This window comes from Aquicoccus porphyridii, from assembly GCF_008369105.1.
In the GTDB taxonomy this organism is placed as follows: Bacteria; Pseudomonadota; Alphaproteobacteria; order Rhodobacterales; family Rhodobacteraceae; genus Aquicoccus; species Aquicoccus porphyridii.
In genome coordinates this window covers 13617-33503 of record NZ_VINQ01000015.1, presented here as the reverse complement: position 1 = coordinate 33503, position 19887 = coordinate 13617, and the positions used below count along the sequence as shown (strand labels likewise).

The following is a 19887-nucleotide window of genomic DNA, read 5'->3' as shown; positions in this document are numbered from 1 at the left end:
CGCGTTCGGTCAAGCGGATTGCTGCGCGATGCCGCCTTGCCCCGCATGGCCCCATCCGCTAGAGGCTTGGCCCGCGAGAGCAAGGCAAGGATGACATCCCCATGGCCAAGGAAAAGAAAGCCCCGCGCCCCAAGGCGGTGACGCCGAAAGGATTTCGCGACTATTTCGGGCAGGACGTGAGCGACCGCGCCGAGATGCTGCGCAAGATTGCCGGGGTCTATCATGCCTATGGGTTCGACGCGCTTGAGTCTTCGGCGGTGGAAACGGTCGAGGCGCTGGGCAAGTTCCTGCCGGATGTGGACCGGCCCAACGAGGGTGTGTTCGCATGGCAGGAAAGCGAAGAGGACGGCAAGGGTGACTGGCTGGCGCTGCGCTATGACCTCACTGCGCCGCTGGCCCGGGTCTATGCCCAGCACCGCAACGAGTTGCCCACGCCCTATCGACGCTATGCGATGGGGCCCGTCTGGCGCAACGAGAAGCCCGGGCCGGGGCGGTATCGCCAGTTCTATCAATGCGATGCGGATACCGTGGGCGCGGCCAGCGTGGCGGCGGATGCCGAGATTTGCGCGATGCTGGCGGATTGCCTTGAAGAGGTGGGCATTGCGCGCGGGGATTACCTGATCCGGGTGAACAACCGGAAGGTGCTCAATGGGGTGCTGGAATGCATGGGACTGGCCGAGGACGAGGAGCGCAGCGCCGCCGTGATGCGCACCATCGACAAGTTCGACAAGGTGGGTGAAGCGGGCGTGCGCGAGTTGCTGGGCAAGGGCCGACTGGATGCCTCGGGGGCCTATATCGACGGGGTGGGCCTGTCGGAGGCGCAGGCCGAGCCTGTGATTGCCTTCCTGACGTCGAAAGGGGCAGGCAATGGTGAAACGCTGGCCAACCTGCGCGCGGCGGTGGGCGAAAGCAAGGTGGGCGCCGAGGGTGTGGCCGAGTTGGAAGAGATCGCGGCGCTTCTGGAGGCCCAAGGCTATGGCCCCGACCGGATCGTGATCGACCCGTCGGTCGTGCGGGGTCTCGGCTATTACACCGGGCCGGTTTATGAGGCCGAGCTGACCTTTGAAATCCTCGACGAGAAGGGCCGCAAGCGGCAATTCGGGTCGGTCGCGGGCGGCGGGCGTTATGACGATCTGGTGAAGCGTTTCACCGGGCAGGCGGTTCCTGCAACGGGCGTGTCCGTCGGTGTCGATCGTCTGTTGGCGGCGTTGCGTGAGAAGGGGCGGATCGAGACCCGCGAAGTGGGGCCGGTGGTCGTGACGGTGATGGATCGTGACCGGATGGCCGATTACCAGGCGATGGTGGGCGAGTTGCGTCGTGCGGGCATCCGCGCCGAGGTTTACCTCGGCAATCCGAAGAATTTCGGCAACCAGCTCAAATACGCCGACAAGCGGCAGAGCCCGGTCGCGGTGATCGAGGGCGAGGACGAGAAGGCGCGCGGGGTCGTCCAGATCAAGGATTTGATCCTGGGTGCGCAGATCGCCGAGAGCGCCACGCTGGAGGAATGGAAGGAACGCCCGAGCCAGTTCGAGGTGCCGCGCGCCGATCTGGTGGCGAAGGTGCGCGAGATTCTCGACGGGCAGGGCGCGTGATGCGCGAGCGGGCCGGAATCCGGGCCGAGGCGGCGCGATTGAAGGCGCTTTTCGAGGTGGCGGGGGCGCGGTCGGTCGAGGCGCCGGTTCTGGTGCCTGCCGAGGCGCTTCTCGATCTCTATGGCGAGGATATTCGCGCGCGTGCCTATACCACGTCGGACACGCTGCGCGGCGAGCAGATGCTGCGCCCGGATTTCACCGTGCCGGTGGTGCAGATGCATATGGAGCACGGCGCGGAGCCTGCGCGCTATACCTATGCGGGCGAGGTGTTTCGCCGCCAGGAAGACGATGCCGGGCGCGCCAATGAGTATATCCAGGTGGGATATGAGGTGTTCGAGCGCGACAATCCGGCGGCGGCGGATGCCGAGGTGTTCGCGTTGATCCAGTCGGTTCTGAACGGGTTGCCGCTGCGCGCCGCGACGGGGGATATCGGGCTTTTGACGGCGGCGGTTTCGGGGTTGAGGACGACCGATCGGCGCAAGGCGGCGCTGATGCGTCATATCTGGCGGCCCCGGCGGTTCCGGGCGCTGATCGACCGGTATTCGGGTCGGGCCGGGATGCCGCCCACGCGCGCGGCGCTTTTGGCCGACCCGGACCCGATGGTGGGCGCGGCACCGGTGATCGGGCAGCGCAGTCCGGACGAGATCGAGGCGCGGATCGCGGCGCTGCGCGAGGATGCGGCGGCGGCGCCGATTTCCGAGGGCGAGGTGGCGCTGATGGATGCGCTCTTGTCGGTGCGCGAAACGGTGCCTTATGCGCTTGAGCAGTTGCGCGATCTGGCGGTGGACATGGCCGCGATCGCACCGGCGGTCGAGCGGCTCAAGGCGCGGGCGGGGGCGATGGCGGCGCGGGGTGTCGATGTCGAGCGGCTCGATTTCGAGGCGTCCTATGGACGGACGCAGATGGAATATTACGACGGGTTCGTCTTTGGATTCCACGCCGAGGGGCGCCCCGATCTGCCCCCCGTTGCCACGGGCGGGCGGTATGATGCGCTGACCCGGGTGCTGGGGCAGGGGAGCGAGATCCCGGCCGTGGGCGGCGTGGTGCGCCCGGGGCTGATGTTGACGCTGCGGGAGGGCCGGGAATGAGCGTGAAGCTTGGCGTGCCGTCCAAGGGGCGGCTGATGGAGAAGAGTTTCGACTGGTTCGGTGCGCGCGGGGTCAAGCTGGCGCGGTCGGGGTCGGACCGAGAATATGCCGGGGCGGTCGAGGGGATTGACGGCGTTGAGCTCGTGTTGTTGTCGGCAAGCGAGATCCCGCGCGAACTGGCCGCCGGACGCATCCATCTGGGCGTGACCGGCACGGACCTTGTTCGTGAAAAGCTGGGCGGATGGGAACGGCAGGTCGAGGAGCTGGCGCCGCTTGGGTTCGGTCAGGCTGACCTGGTAATCGCGGTGCCGGGGTTCTGGGTGGATGTCGATACGCTTGACGATCTCGATGCGGCGGCGGCGGCCTTTCGCGCGCGGCACGGGTTTCGCATGCGGATCGCCACTAAGTATCACCGGCTGGTGCGTGAGTTCCTGCGCGAGCAGGGGGTGGCGGATTATCAACTGGTCGACAGCCAGGGCGCGACCGAAGGCACGGTGAAGAACGAGACCGCCGAGGCAATCGCCGATATCACGTCGAGCGGCGACACGCTCAGGGCCAATCACCTCAAGATCCTGTCCGATGGGTTGATCCTGAAGAGCCAGGCGACGCTGTTTCGCTCGCGCGGCTCGAACTGTTCGCAAGAGGATCGGGTGGTTATGGCAGAGCTCATGGCCCGGCTCGAACTGGATTGAGAGACGGGGCTCGGGTTCAGTGTCCGATCCAAAAGGCGGCAGCAGAGGCAGCCCGGGCGGCTTCGCCGCTGTTCCGGGTGGGGGCGAATTCGATCAAGGACGATACTATAAACCAGCCACTCAGAGCACCCCGATTTCCGCGAGTTTCGCCGAAAGATCTGGCGGCAGATCGTCATCGCTGGCCCGACCTGGGGAGATGTCGGGGGGCGCGTCCTTGGGATCGAGATAGCGCCAGCCCTGGAATGGGCGCTTGATCGCGGGCGCGGTGCGGATCACGTCCGGGTCGAGCACGATGGCGCAGCGGCGGATGCCGTCCTGTCGCGTCACCTCGTCTAGTCGCAGGATGCGTTGGCGGGCCTGCACCACCCCCTTGATCACCCAGTAGATCGAACCGCCGTTCAGCACCTCGCTCTCGCGGCGCGGCCACATGCGGGTAACGTGGCGCGGCAACCCGTCGGTGGTCTGGGCCTCTTTCCGGGTCTGCCATGCGACCAGATCGTCAACCGCTTCGGTTCCGACGCTGAGCTTGATCAGGTGTATTTTGTTCGACAATTGTTCGCCTCCACCAGATATGGTAGATTAAGGGTCTTCCATTGATTCTGCCACAGGGGCTGACGAATTCCTTCCTGTCGGCTATGCCGCGATTGACCGCAATAGCATGTCGGCCTAATTTCGTCTCCCTGCACACCATCCGTCGAGGACAAGGCCCATGACCCGTTTCGCTGCCCCGATTGCCGAACAGATATGGGATATGAAATACCGTCTTAAATGGTCCGATGATACGCCCGTGGATATGAGTGTCGAGGACACGTGGCGGCGAATCGCGCGGGCGCTGGCCGAGGTCGAGACGGATCGGGACACGTGGGAAGAGCGGTTCTATCACGCGCTTGAGGATTTCAGGTTCCTGCCCGCCGGCCGGATCACCGCCGGGGCGGGCACCGCGCGCAGCGTGACCCTGTTCAACTGTTTCGTGATGGGCACGATCCCCGACAGCATGGGCGGGATATTCGACATGCTGAAAGAGGCTGCGCTGACCATGCAGCAGGGCGGGGGTATCGGCTATGATTTCAGCACCATCCGGCCCAAGGGGGCCGTGGTCAGTGGCGTGGCGGCGGATGCCAGCGGGCCGCTGAGCTTCATGGATGTCTGGGACGCGATGTGCCGCACGATCATGAGCGCCGGAAGCCGTCGCGGCGCGATGATGGCGACGATGCGCTGTGATCACCCGGATATCGAGGATTTCATTTCCGCGAAATCCGATCCCGCGCGGCTGCGCATGTTCAACATGTCCGTGCTGGTGACGGATGCGTTCATGGAGGCGGTCAAGGCTGGCGGCACATGGGATCTCGAATTCGACGGCAAGGTCTATCACACGGTCGACGCGCGCGATCTTTGGAACCGGATCATGCGCGCGACCTATGATTATGCCGAACCGGGCGTGATTTTCATCGACCGGATCAATGAGGCCAACAACCTTGGCTATTGCGAGACGATTGCGGCCACGAACCCTTGTGGCGAACAGCCCCTGCCGCCCTATGGAGCCTGTCTTCTGGGGTCGATCAACCTTGCCCGATTGGTGAAAGACCCGTTCGATGAGGGGGCCATGGTCGACGAGGACGAGCTGGCCGACCTGGTGAGTGTCGCGGTGCGAATGATGGACAACACGGTGGATGCGTCACGCTTTCCGCTTGATGCACAGGCGCGCGAGGCACAAGCCAAGCGGCGGATCGGGCTGGGAGTGACGGGGCTGGCCGATGCGCTCTTGATGGTGGGGGTGCGCTATGGCAGCGAACGAGCGGTCGAACTGACCGAGACCTGGCTCCACGCGGTTGCGCGGGCGGCCTATCTGGCTTCGGTCGATCTGGCGCGAGAAAAGGGTGCGTTCCCGCTGTTTGATGCGGAAAAGTTTCTCGCCTCGGGCACGATGCAGAAAATGGATGCGGATGTGCGCGCCGCGATCGCCGAACATGGCATCCGCAACGCACTTCTGACCTCGATCGCGCCCACCGGCACGATCAGCCTTTATGCCGGGAATGTCTCAAGCGGGATCGAGCCGGTCTTTGCCTATGCCTACAAGCGCAAGGTCTTGCAAAAGGACGGGTCGCGGACCGAGGAAGAGGTGGTGGATTACGCCGTTCAGATGTGGCGCGATCTCAAGGGTGATGCGCCGCTGCCCGAATATTTCGTTAACGCCCAGACACTTGCGCCGTCGGAGCATGTCAGGATGCAGGCGGCGGCGCAGAAATGGGTGGACAGCTCGATTTCCAAGACGATCAACGTGCCCGAGGATATCGGGTTCGATGCGTTCAAGGATGTCTACATGCAAGCCTATGAAACGGGCTGCAAGGGCTGTACCACCTACCGCCCGAACGAGATCACCGGCAGCGTGTTGAGCGTGAGCGAGCAAACCGAGGACGCGCCCGAGGCCGATCAGGGTGCCGATGTCATCTACATGGCCGAACCGCTTGACCGGCCAAGGGCACTGGAGGGGACGACCTACAAGCTCAAATGGCCCGACAGTGAGCACGCCATCTACCTGACGGTGAATGATATCGTGATCAATGGCAGCCGCCGACCGTTCGAGGTATTCATCAACTCAAAGAACATGGAGCATTTCGCATGGACCGTGGCGCTCACGCGGATGATTTCGGCGGTGTTCCGGCGTGGTGGTGACGTGTCTTTCGTGGTCGAGGAACTCAAGGCCGTGTTCGACCCGCGCGGCGGTGCGTGGATGGAAGGTAAATATATCCCGTCGATCCTCGCGGCCATCGGCGGCGTGATCGAACGGCACCTTATTTCCATCGGCTTCATCGCCGGTGAGGGGATGGGTCTCAAAGCCGATCCGCAAGCGCAGGTGGTCAATCTCGACGCGCCACCAAGAGGCGCGGCTTGCCCCAGTTGCGGCCAGTATGACATGCGCATGGTCGAGGGCTGCATGACCTGCATGAGCTGTGGCCATTCGAAATGCGGCTGAAGCGATCGGGGGATATGTGTTGCCTATAATGCCTTAAAAAAGATAAAAACTGACTGCCTGTCCTCCAGGTTTTGCTTGTTCTTGATCAGACCCGACGCAGAAGATAGCAATCCATGATCCAGCCGTGTCGCGCGCGTGCCTCGGTGCGGGTTTGGACAATTCCCTTCCTTACCTCATCAAGAGGCCCCTCAATCAGAATTTGTTTCTCTGACCCGAGGTAGGCTCCCCACCAGATATGAAGCTCAACTGGATCGAGTTCCTGAAACGAGCACAGCCCGTCCAACATCACGACAACCGACGTTTCATTCGCGGGCATGCCCAACGTGCGAAGCCGGCGACCCGTGGTAACATGCACCGATCCGTTCACCGTGTTCAATGGTATCTTGTGTGCGGCGGTCAGCGCCTGGATCGCGGTGATGCCGGGCACAACCCGCACCCTTGGTTCTGGCCGCAGCCGTGCCGCGATACGCAACGTGCTGTCGTAAAGAGACGGATCACCCCAGACCAGAAGCGCAACCGGGCCATCGATCTTGGCACCTGCAATGGTTGATTGCCAACGATGCGCGATTTCGTCATGCCAACGCTCGACCCGTTCCTGATAGGGCAGGGCCGGGTCGCGTTCCGGATAGTCGAAATGTAGAATACGTGCCTGCGATCCACATTCGGCGATGATCCGGTGCCGGATTTCCGCCAGATCGTCTTTGCCTGTGCCTTTGCGCGGCACGAGGATCAAGGCCGCAGCCCGCAGAGCGTTTACCCCTTCAAGCGTGATATGCGACGGGCTTCCGGTGCCGATACCGACCAGCCAGATTTCGCGGGGCGCTTGCGTCATGTTGTCGTCCGGGCGTGGAAAGGCCCGGGCCATGCTGACACGACCCGGGCCTTTATCGTTGTCGGATTCAAGCCGCGTTGTAGAGGCGATTGGCGAACAGGCCAGACCGTTCCATTCCACGCAGTGCCTTGGCACCGGCCAGTGCTGCAAGATCGGCAATTGGCTCGATCAGGATCACGAGCATGTAGGCTGCGCCAAAGGTCAATACAGACTGGAAGGTTTCGGCGCCGATACCCTGGCCGTAGAAAGCCCAGAAGGCGACCCAAGCCACGACACCCCCCTGATACATCGCGGAGAGCTTGAGTACGTCGCCGTACCTCAGGTCAACATAGGCGGTGCTTTGTGGTATGATCCGGCGTGCCACAGCAGTGACCGCGAAGAGCGGCAACAACAGCGTGGTCAGATTGACAAAGTACATAGGCAAGTCAGATGGGGCGAAGAACATACCCTGTATCAGAAGACCTGCCGCAAGACCCAATGCGGCCGGGGCCGCACCCATCAACAGAAACAAGGTGGTGCCGAGGATGAAGTGCACTTCGGATATACCCACCGCGAACTGCGGCAATACTTCAAAGAAAATGAAGGTGCCGACTGCAGCCAGAGCTGTGCGTGCGATGAAAGAAACGACATTATGGCCATGTAGATCTTCCATTGCCAGCTTGGCGGTATAGCCGGCCGCACCTGCGGCGGTGGTATACGCAAAGGCCATCTTGGCCCCATCGACGACACCCGGTTCGATATGCATTTTTAAGTTCCTCGTTCTTGTGGCTGCCCCTCCGGCAGCAAGATTTGCCGCATATGCGGCGCTTTTAAGGCTCTACGGCAGGTCTCCTGACTTGCGGGTCGGGGCGCTTCCGGCCTTCCCAGCCTTACAGGCCAGTGGCTTTCCGTCACGCTCGCCGCTTACAGTTGCGGGGGCAGTCCGGGATTTTCACCCGGTTCCCTATTTTGCCACATAGAGTGACACCGTAGATCTTCATTGTTGCAGTCCGGCCCGGCTCGCACAAGTACAAACACGACACTTATGTCCCTGCCAACGGCCCATAGAGGATGAGGGCGGGCTTGTCGGTGATGTCCCGGGATAATTCATCGGCCAATGATTTCATTGTATGTCGCGCAATATGCTGATCAGGCGTGCTGACTCCTTCGGCAAGAATGGCGGGTGTTGTCTCGGGCAGACCTGCTTTGACGAGCATGGTCAGCAGCTTGGGGAAAGTGCGCTTGCCCATGAACACGACCGTGGAGGCGGTTGGATCGGCGAGCGCTGCAAGGTTCATGTCCTTGGGCAACTGGCCAGTCACGTCATGCCCCGTGATGAACTGGACGCGTCGCGCCGTCAGCCGTCGGGTCAGCGGGATACCGGCGGCAGCGGCGGCGGCACAGGCCGAAGGGACGCCGGGGATGATCTCGTAGGGGATGTTGGCCGCCTTGAGCGCTTCGATCTCTTCTTCAAGGCGTCCGAAAATTCCACTGTCGCCGGATTTCAGTCGCACGACGCGTTGGTTCAGCTGCGCGTAATCAACGAGAAGGCGGCTGACATGGTTTTGCTTGGGCGACGTCCGCCCCGCGCGCTTGCCTACGCCCACCAGGTCGGCGCCGTTGCGCACATGGTTCAGGACTGGACCGGAGGAGAGATCATCGAACAAGACCGCGTCTGCGCGCTTGAGCCGGTCCACCGCCTTGAGCGTCAGGAGTTCGGGATCGCCCGGCCCGGAACTCACAAAGCTGACAAAGCCCGTCATGCGTTTTCCTCTTGTGTGATAAGATGAAAGAACGTGCCTGAGACGTGGCCCCGGTGCGAGCCCGTCTCAGCCACCAGATTGCCATCCGCGTCGCGCACCTCCGCCAGTGCTGGGTCAGGCTGATCCAGAATGGTGGAGTAGTGAAATTCGTGTCCGCGCAAGGCCGCGCCAGGGGCGAAGCCGGGTAGAGGCGCATGCAGCACGGCGCGGCGGTACCCAAGGTGGAATTTCCGGGTTTCGTAGCTGGTGACGAGACCCAGGAGTCCGGCCATCCGGTGTCGCGTGCCGGATTTGTCGATCAGTGCTTCGCCCATCGCCATGTAACCGCCGCATTCGCCATGAACGGGTCGCGTCTCGGCGTGGGTGCGCAGGCCCTTGCGGAAGGCTTCGGCGGCGGCAAGCTGCCCCGCGTAGAGCTCCGGGTATCCGCCGGGCAGCCAGACGAGATCAGCGCTCGGGTTCGGTGCTTCGTCGGAAAGTGGAGAAAAGGGCAGGATTTCGGCCCCTGCCGCCTGCCAACCTTCCAGAAGATGCGGATAGGTGAAGGAAAACGCCGCATCCCGCGCGATGGCGATGCGCTGTGCAGGCGGGTGGGGCAGGGCAGGTGGCCTGTCTGGCAGCGACACCCCTCGCGCCGCAGCGCGGATGGCCTGCAAATCCACGTGCTCGCGCAGGAAGCTGGCATAGTCCGCAATCGCCGCGGCCAGATCGGGGTGTTCAACCGCCTGGATCAGCCCCAGATGCCGTTCCGGCAGGGTCAGATCACCGCGCCTGGGCAACACGCCCAGCACCGGCAGGCCGGCCCGTTCCATGCCCAGACGGACCAGTCGCTCATGGCGGGGTGAGGCCACCCGGTTGAGGATTACGCCAGCGAAGGGCAGATCTGGCAGGTAGGTGCGGAAACCAAGGGCCGTGGCGGCGGCGGATTGCGCCTGCCCACCCACATCGAGCACCAGGACGACTGGCCAGCCCATGGCTTGTGCGGTCTCGGCGCTGCTGCCAAAACCTTGCTGGCCGCGTGTGGCAACACCGTCAAACAGGCCCATGGACCCTTCGGCAACGCAGAGGTCCGCCCCTTTCGCGCGAGCGGTGATGGCTTGCCAGAGGTTCGGGCCCATCGCCCAGCCATCAAGGTTGAAGCTGGGCCGTCCGCAGGCGGCGTGGTGAAAGGCGGGGTCGATATAATCCGGCCCGGATTTGAAGGGCTGAACAGTCAGACCATCCTCGGACAGCGCGCGCAATAGCCCCAGCATTACCGTTGTCTTGCCAGTGCCGGAGGACGGGGCGGATATGAGAAGACCGTTCATGCGAGATTACCCATTCTCGGGCTCCTCCGTGCAGTTGGCCCACGGGCTGTCTGCCCTCTGGGGGCGGTAGCGGCGATCATAGTCCACCGCATAGAGGCAGCTTTCGTCAAACCCTTCCCCGGACAGCGCGGGCCCCACGAGGATCAGCGCGGTCCGTTGGATGTTGTCCGTAAGCCTGCCCGCGATATCCGACAGCGTGCCACGCAGGATTGCTTCATCCGGCCAACTGGCGCGGTATACCACCGCAACCGGGCAGTCCGCGCCATAGGCGGGGGCCAGTTCCTCCACGACCTTGGCGATATTCTGAATGGACAGATGAATGGCCAGTGTCGCGCCCGTCGCAGCGAAATTGGCCAGCGTTTCGCCTTCCGGCATGGTTGAGGCCCGCCCGGAGGTGCGCGTCAGCACCACAGATTGCGCCAGTCCCGGCAAGGTCAACTCTGCGCCAAGCGCGGCGGCGGCGGCAGCAAAGGCGGGCACACCGGGTGTGACGGAGACGGGAATGCTCTCTGCACGCAGTCTGCGCATCTGCTCGCCCATGGCGGACCAGACGGACAGATCCCCGGAATGCAGCCGGGCCACATCCTGACCGGCCTCATGCGCGCGGCGGATTTCGGCAATGATCTGATCGAGGTCCAAGGGCGCGGTGTTCACAACGCGCGCGCCTTCGGGGCAATGCTCCAGAAGGACCTGTGGCACCAACGAGCCAGCATAGAGACAGACCTCGCAGCGCGCGATGATATCCCGACCTCGCAGGGTGATCAGGTCCGGTGCGCCGGGTCCGGCGCCGATGAAATGAACGGTCATCTGGGGGTTCCTTCGGCTAGGGCACAACTGGCTAGGCGGTCTTGTGCGTGAATGCGTGGTGTCAGCAGGCGAGACCCCGGCCCGGCCACTGCGAGCGCCGTGGCTTCCGCGACGGAGCCCGTGCCGCGCTCTGCCGCAACGCGCGAGGATTGTGTTGGCGTGGCCTGAGAGGCAAGCATCTCTTGTGAAATCGGATGTAGGGGCAGGCCCAGTTCCTGCGCCAGGGGGGCAAGCATTGCCGCTTTATCTTCGACTGTGGTCAGAGCCTGTGGAGCAGGTATCCGAGCGGCGGCGCAGGCTCGCTGCAACGCGTTGCGCAGGCTCTCTGTTGTCCCGCGCGTGGAAAATCCAAACCCCGCCACAATCATAGAACATGGGTCCATTGCGTGATGGGATAGGCAGCGCGCCAGCCGCGTTTGGGGCCAATGGGCGCGATATCGGAGATCTCGATTCGCATCAACTCGCCACCCAGACGGGCATGTGCCTGTGTCAGCAGGACTTCGGTTTCCAGTGTTACGGCATTGGCCACAAGCCGCGTGCCCGTGGCTAGACTTTCCAGATACGAGAGCAGATCCGGAGAGAGCCCGCCGCCCACGAACACAGCATCCGGCGTTGGCAGGCCGCGCAGCGCCCCGGGTGCAGTGCCATGCAGGACCTTCAAGCGGTCAACGCCGAGCTTGGAGGCATTGACACGGATGCGTTCGACACGGTCGGTGCGCGGCTCGATGGCGGTGGCTTGCAAGGACGGGTCTGATAGCAACCATTCGATCCCTATGGAGCCGGAACCACCGCCGATATCCCAAAGATGCTCGAAGGGGCGGGGCGCCAAGGCTGCAAGGGTCAGAGCACGCACCGGCCGTTTGGTGATCTGGCCGTCATGCTCGAACCAGTCATCGGCGCGACCAGACGTGAGAGGCAGGGCGTCGCCCTCGCCCGACACCTCAACGCCAACACAGACGGGATGGGCAAAGCCGTGATCCATGAGTGCTTCGGCCCTGGCCTCGGTTACCCGCTCGCGCGGACCGCCGATTGCCTCGAGTACCGTGCAGGGAGACGCGCCAAAGCCGCAGCTTTGCAGGTAACGACCAAGCGCTGCGACAGCATCCCCGTCTCGCAGCGTCGTAATGATCCGCCGCTTCGGCGCCAGATGCGGGCGGAGCCGCGTCAGTGGTGCAGCATGCAGACCAAGGCAAAGCGTGTGTTCCAGTGGCCAGCCCAGGCGCGCGGCGGCAAGGGAAAAGGTGGACCTACCCGGAAACGCGCACCATTCGCCGCGCGTCAAGCGTTTGGCCAGCGTTGTGCCCGCGCCGAACCAGAACGGGTCCCCCGAGGCCAGCACCACCGTCGGCTGCCCGCGCCGCGTCATCAGTTGTTCGATGCCGGCGGAAAACGGCACAGGCCAAACGATCTGTTCGGCCTTTGCATCGGAGAGCAACGAAAGGTGCCGCTCTGATCCCATGACGCAACTGGCTTGCTCCAGCGCGTTACGGCTTGCGCTGCACAACTCGTCCGGTCCATCTTCGCCCAGACCGATCACGGTCAGCCACGGAGTGTCAGACATGCGCCCAAACCTCCTCATTCTTGGCGGTACGACCGAGGGCCGAAGCCTGTGCCACGCGGTGGCCGGGGCAGGGCTCTCCGGCATCGTCTCGCTGGCAGGACGCGTGGAGCGGCCCGCGTCGCAGGCATTGCCCATGCGCATGGGCGGATTTGGCGGCGCAGAGGGGTTGGAACGCTATCTGCGGGATAACGGTATCACGCACGTGATTGACGCGACCCATCCCTTTGCCGTGCAGATGAGCTGCAATGCCATTGCTGCCTGCGAACGGATCGGCGTTCCACTCATCGCGCTGACGCGCGCGCCGTGGTCGGCGGAGCCCGGAGACCGCTGGACCCATGTCCCGGACATCGCGGGCGCGGTTGCCGCGCTGGATTGCTCTCCGAAACATGTCATGCTGGCCGTGGGGCGCATGCATTTGCACGACTTCACAGCCAATCCGCAGCACGCCTACCTGCTGAGACTGGTGGACCCACCCAAAGTGCCCTTGGGCTTTCCCGACGCACAGGTGATCGTGGACCGTGGTCCCTTTACGCTGGAGGGGGACCGCGCGCTTATGGTCGAGCATCGCATCGACCTGGTTGTCTCGAAGAACGCGGGCGGCACCGGCGCACAGGCCAAGATCCTTGCTGCGCGCGAGCTTGGCCTGCCGGTTCTGATGATCGACCGCCCCACCATTCCGGAGCGCGCGGAGGCGCATTCTGTCGCCAATGTGATGCGCTGGCTGGGTCATGTTTCCACCGATCTGGGAGTATAGACAATCGGCGTGCCGTTACGCTCGATGATCCGGGTGGTCGACGAGCCTACCAACACCATGGTGCGCATGTCGGCCATTTCGGGCGTGCAGTCCACGAGGGGCACCACGCGGATCTCTTCCTCTGGTGTCGATACCGCGCGGGCGAAGATGATGGGCCGGGCATTGCCACAAGTTTCTTGCAGGATCTGCAATGTCTTGGCGAAGCCCTCCGGCCGGGACCTGGACCGCGGATTATAGAAGGCCATTGCGAAATCCGCCTCCGCCGCCAGCCGTAGCCGTTTTTCGATGAGCGCCCATGGCTTGAGATTGTCACTGAGGTTGATGGCGCAGAAATCATGACCCAGTGGCGCACCCGCACGGGCAGCCGCAGCCAGCATGGCGGTAATGCCGGGCAGCACGCGAATGTCCAGATCGCGCCACGCCGCAGGCCCGGCCTCTACCGTCTCAAAGACCGCAGAGGCCATGGCAAAGACGCCCGGATCGCCGGAAGAGACGACAACCACCTGCCGCCCTTCGCTGGCCATCTCCAATGCATGGCGGGAGCGGTCAATCTCGATGCGGTTGTCGGACGGGTGCAGCGTCAACCCCGACCGCTCTGATACGCGGGCGACGTAAGGGATATAGCCCACCACATCCGTGGCCTGCGCCAATGCCGCGCCGACCTCAGGCGTCACGAGCGATTCCGCCCCCGGGCCAAGTCCAGCGATGACGAGCGAGCCTGTCACGGACGCCTCCCGTTGCCATGCACCACGATGATCGAGAAATAGGGTGTCACCTTTTGCCCTGCTTCCGAGAGTTTCTGCACGCTCTGGTTCGGCATGGCGGCATTTTCCACAAGCCAGGCGGCGTTAAACCGGCCCGCACGGTGGAGTGCGCGCCGGACCGTCTCGAGGTTGCGGCCGATTTTCATGATGACCAATGCATCCGCGCGGGTCATGTGCTCTACCAGCGTGTCTTCCGGCAATGTCCCCATGAGCACGCTGAGTACATCATCGCCCCATGTGACGGGTAAACCGGTCGCGGTCCAGGCGGCGCTCATACCGGTGGTGGCGGGTATGACCTGCACTGGACAATCGCCGTTCAGGCGGGTGTAGACATGCATGAATGATCCGTAGAAGAATGGATCGCCTTCGCTGACCACAACAACATCCTGCCCCTCCAGAGACAAGGCACGCAGCTTGGCCGAGCTGTCTTCGTAAAAGGCAGAGAGCGTCTGGTTATAAAGCGGATCGTCAAGCGGAATTTCCGTGGTCACCGGGTATTCCATGGCGATCTCTGTGACACCGTCCTGCAGCATCCCTTCAAGGATACGCCGAGCCTGACCCGCTCGCCCGGCCTTTCGGAAATAGGCAACATGGCTGGCAGACCGCAAGAGCCGGTCTGCTTTGACGGACATCAATTCGGGATCGCCGGGACCAAGGCCGACGCCCCAGATCGTGCCTTGTTTTTTGATGTCCGCGCTCATTCCTTGCGGCTCGCGATGGCATTGATAGCGGCTACGGTGATGGCGCTGCCGCCAAGGCGCCCTTCCACGATACAGCACGGTACCGGCTGAGCGGCCCAGAGCGCCTCCTTGCTCTCGTGCGCGCCGACAAAGCCCACTGGGCAGCCAATGATCGCCGCAGGGCGTGGACAATCAGGGGCTTCGAGCATGTTGAGCAGATGGAAAAGCGCGGTCGGGGCGTTGCCGATGGCCACCAGAGCGCCCTCGAGCTTTGGTCGCCAGAATTCGAGTGCAGCGGCGGAGCGCGTGTTGCCCATTTCGCGGGCGAGACCGTGGATGCCGTCTGTGTGAAGCGTGCAGATGACTTCGTTGTCCGCAGGCAGACGGGTACGTGTCACGCCTTCGGAAACCATTCGCGCGTCGCAGAAGATCGGAGCGCCCGACTCCAGCGCGGTGCGGGTCGTCTGCGCGAAGCCGGGCGAAAAGCGAATATGCTCTTCCAGTCCCACCATCCCGGCGGCATGGATCATGCGCACCGCGATCGGCTCTTCATCCGCGTCGAATCGGGCCAGGTTGGCCTCTGCACGAATCGTGGCAAAGCTCTCGGCGTAGATAAGCGCACCGTCCTTTTCGTATTCATAGGGCATTCAGGCGTATCCGGTCAGGTCGTTGAGGTCATTGGGGCGCAGTCCCGTGGCTTCGGGCTCGTCCCACGGGGCACCGTTCCGGACAAGATCAAAGCGCCCGTCTCGCCCCGTCAGGGTGATATCGGCTCGGCGGGGCAGGGCACAGCCCTTGGTACAGCCCGAGATATGCAACGAGCCCGGAACCTGCCCCGCCAGGCGCTCGGCCAGCGCGCGTGTCTCGACCGTCGCTCGGGGACAGAACGGCGCACCGGGGCAAGCATGGGTGGTCAGCAGCGCGCTGCCGGGGGTCGTGATAAAGCCGGGGGGGGCTTGCGGAAGCGCCCCGCGCAGCCAGAGCAGACGGTCCATCATAAGACGCAGATCTGCGACGCCGGGGGCCTGTATCAAGGTCTCCATCGCAGCTGCCGAGATGCTGCCGAACGGCACGCCGAGGATCAGGCCGTCGTCTGTCGGACCAGGTGCCAGCGGTTTTGCAGGTGCGCGCGGGGCAGTCACTTGCCATGCGTTGGGCAGGGACGTGCTGCGCAGGTGCCGCGCCATACGCCCGGCCTCTTGTCCGCCCGTTTCGATGAACCATGCCAACAGCTCGGTCAACGCCGCCATCACGTTGGTCTCGTCGATGCGTATGCCATTGGCCACACCATCGGCGCGCAGCAGCAAATGGCCTTCGGTGTCCAATTCAAAGCGGAAATCGGCCGCACCTCTGGTCAGCCGTGCCTCGGCGCCGGTGTCCAGCGCGTAACCCATCTTTTCCGGCAGCACCGGCAGTTTGGGCAAAGTCTCCAACAGCATGGTATGAAGCCTGTCCGTCAATCCGCCCTGTTGCCAGTCTGGCGCCATAAGGATGTTGCGACGCCCTTCCATAACTGGGTCGGTATCGAGCAGGTCCTGCCCTGCCAGTGCGCGCAGCAACGCGGGATGATCGGATTCCGCGACCCCCCTGATTTGTAGGTTGGCGCGGGTGGTCAGGTCGATCGTGCCATTGCCATAGCGCCGCGCCAGATCACACAGCGCTCGCGCCTGCGGAGGCGACAGCGTCGCGCGGAAGGGGCGCACCCGCACCACCAACCCGTCACCGGACATCATCGGGCGATGCGCCCCGGGGCACCAGCCTTGCACCATTGGCGATTGCGCGAGCTTGGCGGTCATGTCGCAAGGTTCCCTTGAAGCCTGGTCAGAATGGAATTACGCCGCGTCTGCCACAGCCCGGCCTCATGCAGTGCACGGAACTTGTCGAGCATGGCGGCATGGGCCTCCGGGTTAGCCTTTTGCAGGAAAGCCTCGGTCTCCGGGTCTCCTAGCGTGGCCTCATGATAGGTGTCAAAAAGATGCGAGCCGACTGCATTTGCAAGCTGAGCGAAGCTGGCCATGTGGTCGAGTGTTGCAGCAATCTCGGCAGCCCCCCGGAAGCCATGGGCGCGCATACCCGCAATCCAGCGCGGATTGGCGGCGCGGGCTCGTACTACGCGGGCGATCTCCTCTGGCAGCAGCCGCGCGCGCGGCTGCTCGGGGTTGGTGCTGTCGAGGTGGTAAAGCGTGGCCTGTCCGCCTGTGATGTCTTGCGCCGCTGCAAACCCTGCCTCATGCGCGGCGTAGTCGGAGGCCAGCAGCAGATCCGTCTCCGGCAGATCCTGTAAATGCACGAAGCTGTCGGTTTGAGCCACACGCGCGCGCAACCCTTGCATGTCATGGATGGTGCTATCGCCGTCCAGCGCCCAGGCCGATGCATCAAGCCAGGCCTGACCGGCCTGCACGCGCGTCTCTGGCGTGACGTTGTCCAGCACCGCACCCATGCCAAGGCCAAAGCTCCCCGGTGCAGGCCCGTAGACACGCGCGGTGGGGGTCTGGCCTGCATAGGGGTTCCAGTCGGGCGCCTCATCGCGGGCGGCCAGCGTACGGGTGGCTTGGGCAAAGAGGGCCGACAGCGTGGGGAACACGTCTCGAAACAGGCCGGAGACCCGCAGGGTCACGTCAATGCGCGGGCGGTCCAGTTCTGCAATTGGCAAGACCTGCAGCCCGGATACGCGTTCAGAGCCCTGGTCCCAGACAGGGCGGACGCCGAGCAGGTGAAGCGCCATGGCGAATTCCTCGCCTGCGGTGCGCATGGTGGCGGAGCCCCACAGATCCACGATCAGGCCGCGTGGCCAGTCGCCTTGTTCCTGCAAGTGCCGTCGCACCAGCTCTTCGGCGAGTTTGACGCCCTGCGTATAGGCCGCACGTGTGGGCACGGCGCGCGGGTCCGTGGTGAAGAGGTTGCGCCCGGTTGGCAGCACGTCCTGCCGTCCGCGATAGGGCGAACCGGAAGGCCCCGCCGCGATCCGCCGCCCGTCCAGTGCGGCCAGAAGCGAGCTCCGCTCCGCCGCAACAGAGGGGGTTATGTCAAACGCTCCGGCCTCTTGCGGCGCGCGACCCCATATATGCAGGCCCTCGCCGAACTGGCTTTCCTTGATGTCGCAGACGAACCGGTCGATCCGGGTGATCGCCTCGGCGGTGCAGGCGGCGTGATCGAGGCCGAGGTCATCTTCAACCCCAAGTGCCCGTGCCTCCAGACGGATGTCGGATTGCAGTCGGTCCCGGCGTTTCGGGTCTAGTCCGTCGGCATTGGAAAACTCATCGAGCAATGCCTCCAGTCTGACCAGCCTGTCAGGCGTATCGCTTTGACGCAGCGGCGGAGGCACATGGCCCAATGTCACCGCACCGATGCGCCGCTTGGCCTGCGCAGCCTCGCCGGGGTCATTAACGATGAACGGGTAGATCACCGGCAGCGCACCTGTCAGTACCTCGGGCCAGCAATCGCCGGAAAGAGCTACGGACTTGCCCGGCAGCCATTCCAGTGTGCCATGTGCGCCAATATGCACCAGCGCGTCCACCTCCTGCTGCAACCATAGGTAAAAGGCCACGTAGGCATGGCGCGGGATGCGCGACAGGTCGTGGTATTCGTCGCCTCGCAGCCTTGGCGTCCCGCGTTCGGGTTGCAGCGCGACGAGCGAGTTGCCCAACCGAATTGCAGCAAAGCGGAACGCGCCATCGCTGACGCAGTCATCGTCTTCAGGTGCGCCCCACGCGGTATGCAGATCCGCGCGCAGGGTTTCGGGAAGTTGGTCCAAATATGCGCGGTAATCCGCCAAAGGCAGGCTCACCTCGCGCGCCAGCAGCCGGGTTTCGAGATCGCTTGCTTCTGGCGGCACGTCATAGCCCGCCTGCGCCAGATCCGAGAGGATCGCGCGGGCCGAAGCGGGGGCGTCCAGCCCAACAGCGTGGCCCATGTTCCAGTCCTTGCCCGGATAGGTGGAGAGCATCAACGCGATACGCCGTTCTGCCGCAGGCTTTGCGGCCAGATCCACCCAGCCGCGCACACGGGCCACGACTGCTTCGATGCGCTCGGCATCCGCCGCATGGGCATAGCGGGCGAATTGCAGGTCCGGATCTGGGGTGCCTCCTTCCTTGAAAGAAACCACGCCTCCCATGATCCGCCCGTCAACCTCCGGCAGTACGACGTGCATCGCCAGATCCGCGGGGGACAGCCCGCGTTCCGCCTCGGCCCAGGCTTGCCGTGTGGAGGTGGCAAGGGCCACCTGGAATACCGGCACGCTGCCCGCATCCAGCGGTGACTGCCCCTCTGCGCCCTTACCGCTGAAAGCGGTGGCGTTCACGATGGCATGGGGCCCATAGGCTCGGATTTGTCGGGCCAGCCAACTGCTGGCATCGGCCGCTTTCAGCGACGGCACGAACAGGGCGCGAACGTGGTAGTTTTCGGCGCGAAACGCCGCGACCAGTTCGGCAATCGGTGCAAGGTCGGCCGCGACCAGATAAGAGCGGTAGAAGACGATCAGCACACGGGCTGCGCGCGCCATGGGCATATCGGAAAGTGGGCAGGTCACTCCATGTTCTGGTGTCCACGCGCCGACCGTGGGTAAAGCCTTGTTGCCCTGCACCGGCGCAGCATAGAGCCCGGTCGCCAGCGCCATCTGTGCCAGAGCTGCTTGTGCCGCCACCGCGCCACCTGTGTCACAGAGATGTGCGAGCCGCCGCAACGTGGAGATGGGCAGCGTGGAGACTGCATCCAGCCGCTTGTCGTCGCGTCCATCTGCAGGCAGTACCGCGACCGCCATGCCCTGGCGTTGTGCAAGCGCCAGCACCTGCTGCACACCGTATTCCCAGTAAGACACCCCACCGATCAGCCGGATCAGGATGCCCTTGGCCCCCACAAGCGTGTTTTCAATGTAGGTGTCGATGGAGAGCGGGTGGCGCAGCGCCGTAAGGTTGGCCAGCCGCAGACTCGGCAGCTTGCCTTGTGGCCCGCCGCCGCGCCGCCAGCCCTCGGCAAAGGCGCCAAGGTCACTGTCGGAAAAGGACAGCACCACCAGATCCGCCGGGTCCTGGCCCAGATCGGTTGGCGTGTCTGTCTCTTCCAGGCCGTGGCTTTCACGGAATACGACATGCATGG

Annotated in this window: 18 protein-coding genes and 1 riboswitch; of the genes, 5 read left to right on the top strand and 13 right to left on the bottom strand. The window is 63.8% G+C overall.

The window, feature by feature from the left end:
- Positions 1 to 101: 101 nt before the first annotated feature.
- From hisS to hisG, 3 genes are read left to right on the top strand one after another with little or no spacing between them, the layout of a single operon-like run.
- Complete coding sequence (gene hisS / locus FLO80_RS16490; protein WP_111367751.1) at positions 102 to 1592, top strand: histidine--tRNA ligase; 1491 nt, start codon at positions 102 to 104, stop codon at positions 1590 to 1592.
- Positions 1592 to 2680 (top strand): ATP phosphoribosyltransferase regulatory subunit, encoded by a 1089-nt coding sequence (locus FLO80_RS16485; RefSeq protein WP_111367753.1) that lies wholly within the window; start codon positions 1592 to 1594, stop codon positions 2678 to 2680. The genes hisS and FLO80_RS16485 overlap by 1 nt, the downstream gene beginning before the upstream one ends.
- The gene (gene hisG, locus FLO80_RS16480) at positions 2677 to 3372 is read left to right on the top strand and encodes an ATP phosphoribosyltransferase (protein WP_111367755.1); all 696 of its coding nucleotides are present in this window, start codon (positions 2677 to 2679) and stop codon (positions 3370 to 3372) included. The genes FLO80_RS16485 and hisG overlap by 4 nt, the downstream gene beginning before the upstream one ends.
- 120 nt (positions 3373 to 3492) lie before the next feature.
- On the opposite strand, the gene FLO80_RS16475 is transcribed toward hisG, so the two are convergent.
- Positions 3493 to 3924 carry a DUF1489 family protein gene (locus FLO80_RS16475; RefSeq protein ID WP_111367757.1) on the bottom strand — a complete coding sequence of 144 codons (432 nt, stop codon included), beginning with the start codon at positions 3922 to 3924 and terminating at the stop codon, positions 3493 to 3495.
- Between the two features lie 157 nt (positions 3925 to 4081).
- Between FLO80_RS16475 and FLO80_RS16470 the strand changes: the two genes are divergently transcribed.
- Positions 4082 to 6346, top strand: coding sequence for an adenosylcobalamin-dependent ribonucleoside-diphosphate reductase (locus tag FLO80_RS16470; RefSeq protein WP_111367759.1), 2265 nt, complete (start codon positions 4082 to 4084; stop codon positions 6344 to 6346).
- 85 nt (positions 6347 to 6431) lie between these two features.
- Here FLO80_RS16470 and cobF read toward each other — a convergent pair whose 3' ends face one another.
- The 7 genes from cobF to cbiE form a co-directional block, all read right to left on the bottom strand.
- Positions 6432 to 7178: a precorrin-6A synthase (deacetylating) gene (cobF, locus tag FLO80_RS16465; protein ID WP_111367840.1), complete on the bottom strand. Its 747-nt coding sequence runs from the start codon at positions 7176 to 7178 to the stop codon at positions 6432 to 6434.
- 67 nt (positions 7179 to 7245) lie between these two features.
- Positions 7246 to 7923 carry an energy-coupling factor ABC transporter permease gene (locus FLO80_RS16460; protein ID WP_111367761.1) on the bottom strand — a complete coding sequence of 226 codons (678 nt, stop codon included), beginning with the start codon at positions 7921 to 7923 and terminating at the stop codon, positions 7246 to 7248.
- 59 nt (positions 7924 to 7982) lie between these two features.
- A riboswitch (cobalamin riboswitch) is annotated at positions 7983 to 8164 on the bottom strand.
- A 36-nt stretch (positions 8165 to 8200) separates the two neighbouring features.
- Positions 8201 to 8920, bottom strand: a complete 720-nt coding sequence (cobA, locus tag FLO80_RS16455) for a uroporphyrinogen-III C-methyltransferase (RefSeq protein WP_111367763.1) — start codon at positions 8918 to 8920, stop codon at positions 8201 to 8203.
- Complete coding sequence (locus FLO80_RS16450) at positions 8917 to 10227, bottom strand: cobyrinic acid a,c-diamide synthase CobB (protein ID WP_111367765.1); 1311 nt, start codon at positions 10225 to 10227, stop codon at positions 8917 to 8919. Before FLO80_RS16450 ends, cobA begins: the two co-directional genes overlap by 4 nt.
- Before the next feature lie 6 nt (positions 10228 to 10233).
- Entirely contained in the window at positions 10234 to 11034 is an 801-nt protein-coding gene (gene cobM, locus FLO80_RS16445) for a precorrin-4 C(11)-methyltransferase (RefSeq protein WP_111367767.1), read from the bottom strand.
- A complete protein-coding gene (locus tag FLO80_RS16440) occupies positions 11031 to 11402 on the bottom strand; it encodes a cobalamin biosynthesis protein (protein WP_111367769.1) in 372 nt (123 codons plus the stop codon). Before FLO80_RS16440 ends, cobM begins: the two co-directional genes overlap by 4 nt.
- Positions 11399 to 12595 carry a precorrin-6y C5,15-methyltransferase (decarboxylating) subunit CbiE gene (cbiE, locus tag FLO80_RS16435; RefSeq protein WP_111367771.1) on the bottom strand — a complete coding sequence of 399 codons (1197 nt, stop codon included), beginning with the start codon at positions 12593 to 12595 and terminating at the stop codon, positions 11399 to 11401. Before cbiE ends, FLO80_RS16440 begins: the two co-directional genes overlap by 4 nt.
- On the opposite strand from cbiE, the gene FLO80_RS16430 reads away from it, so the two are divergent.
- Complete coding sequence (locus FLO80_RS16430) at positions 12594 to 13349, top strand: cobalt-precorrin-6A reductase (protein ID WP_111367773.1); 756 nt, start codon at positions 12594 to 12596, stop codon at positions 13347 to 13349. The genes cbiE and FLO80_RS16430 overlap by 2 nt on opposite strands.
- Here the strand turns inward: FLO80_RS16430 and cobJ are convergent.
- Genes cobJ through cobN form a run of 5 tightly spaced genes read right to left on the bottom strand, consistent with a single transcriptional unit; the run spans position 13322 to position 19885 of the window.
- Complete coding sequence (gene cobJ / locus FLO80_RS16425; RefSeq protein ID WP_111367775.1) at positions 13322 to 14074, bottom strand: precorrin-3B C(17)-methyltransferase; 753 nt, start codon at positions 14072 to 14074, stop codon at positions 13322 to 13324. The genes FLO80_RS16430 and cobJ overlap by 28 nt on opposite strands.
- Positions 14071 to 14814 carry a precorrin-2 C(20)-methyltransferase gene (gene cobI, locus FLO80_RS16420; RefSeq protein WP_111367777.1) on the bottom strand — a complete coding sequence of 248 codons (744 nt, stop codon included), beginning with the start codon at positions 14812 to 14814 and terminating at the stop codon, positions 14071 to 14073. Before cobI ends, cobJ begins: the two co-directional genes overlap by 4 nt.
- The gene (locus FLO80_RS16415; RefSeq protein ID WP_111367779.1) at positions 14811 to 15440 is read right to left on the bottom strand and encodes a precorrin-8X methylmutase; all 630 of its coding nucleotides are present in this window, start codon (positions 15438 to 15440) and stop codon (positions 14811 to 14813) included. Before FLO80_RS16415 ends, cobI begins: the two co-directional genes overlap by 4 nt.
- Entirely contained in the window at positions 15441 to 16589 is a 1149-nt protein-coding gene (locus tag FLO80_RS16410) for a ferredoxin-like domain-containing protein (protein ID WP_111367781.1), read from the bottom strand.
- Positions 16586 to 19885, bottom strand: coding sequence for a cobaltochelatase subunit CobN (gene cobN / locus FLO80_RS16405; RefSeq protein WP_111367783.1), 3300 nt, complete (start codon positions 19883 to 19885; stop codon positions 16586 to 16588). The genes FLO80_RS16410 and cobN overlap by 4 nt, the downstream gene beginning before the upstream one ends.
- Positions 19886 to 19887: the final 2 nt, after the last annotated feature.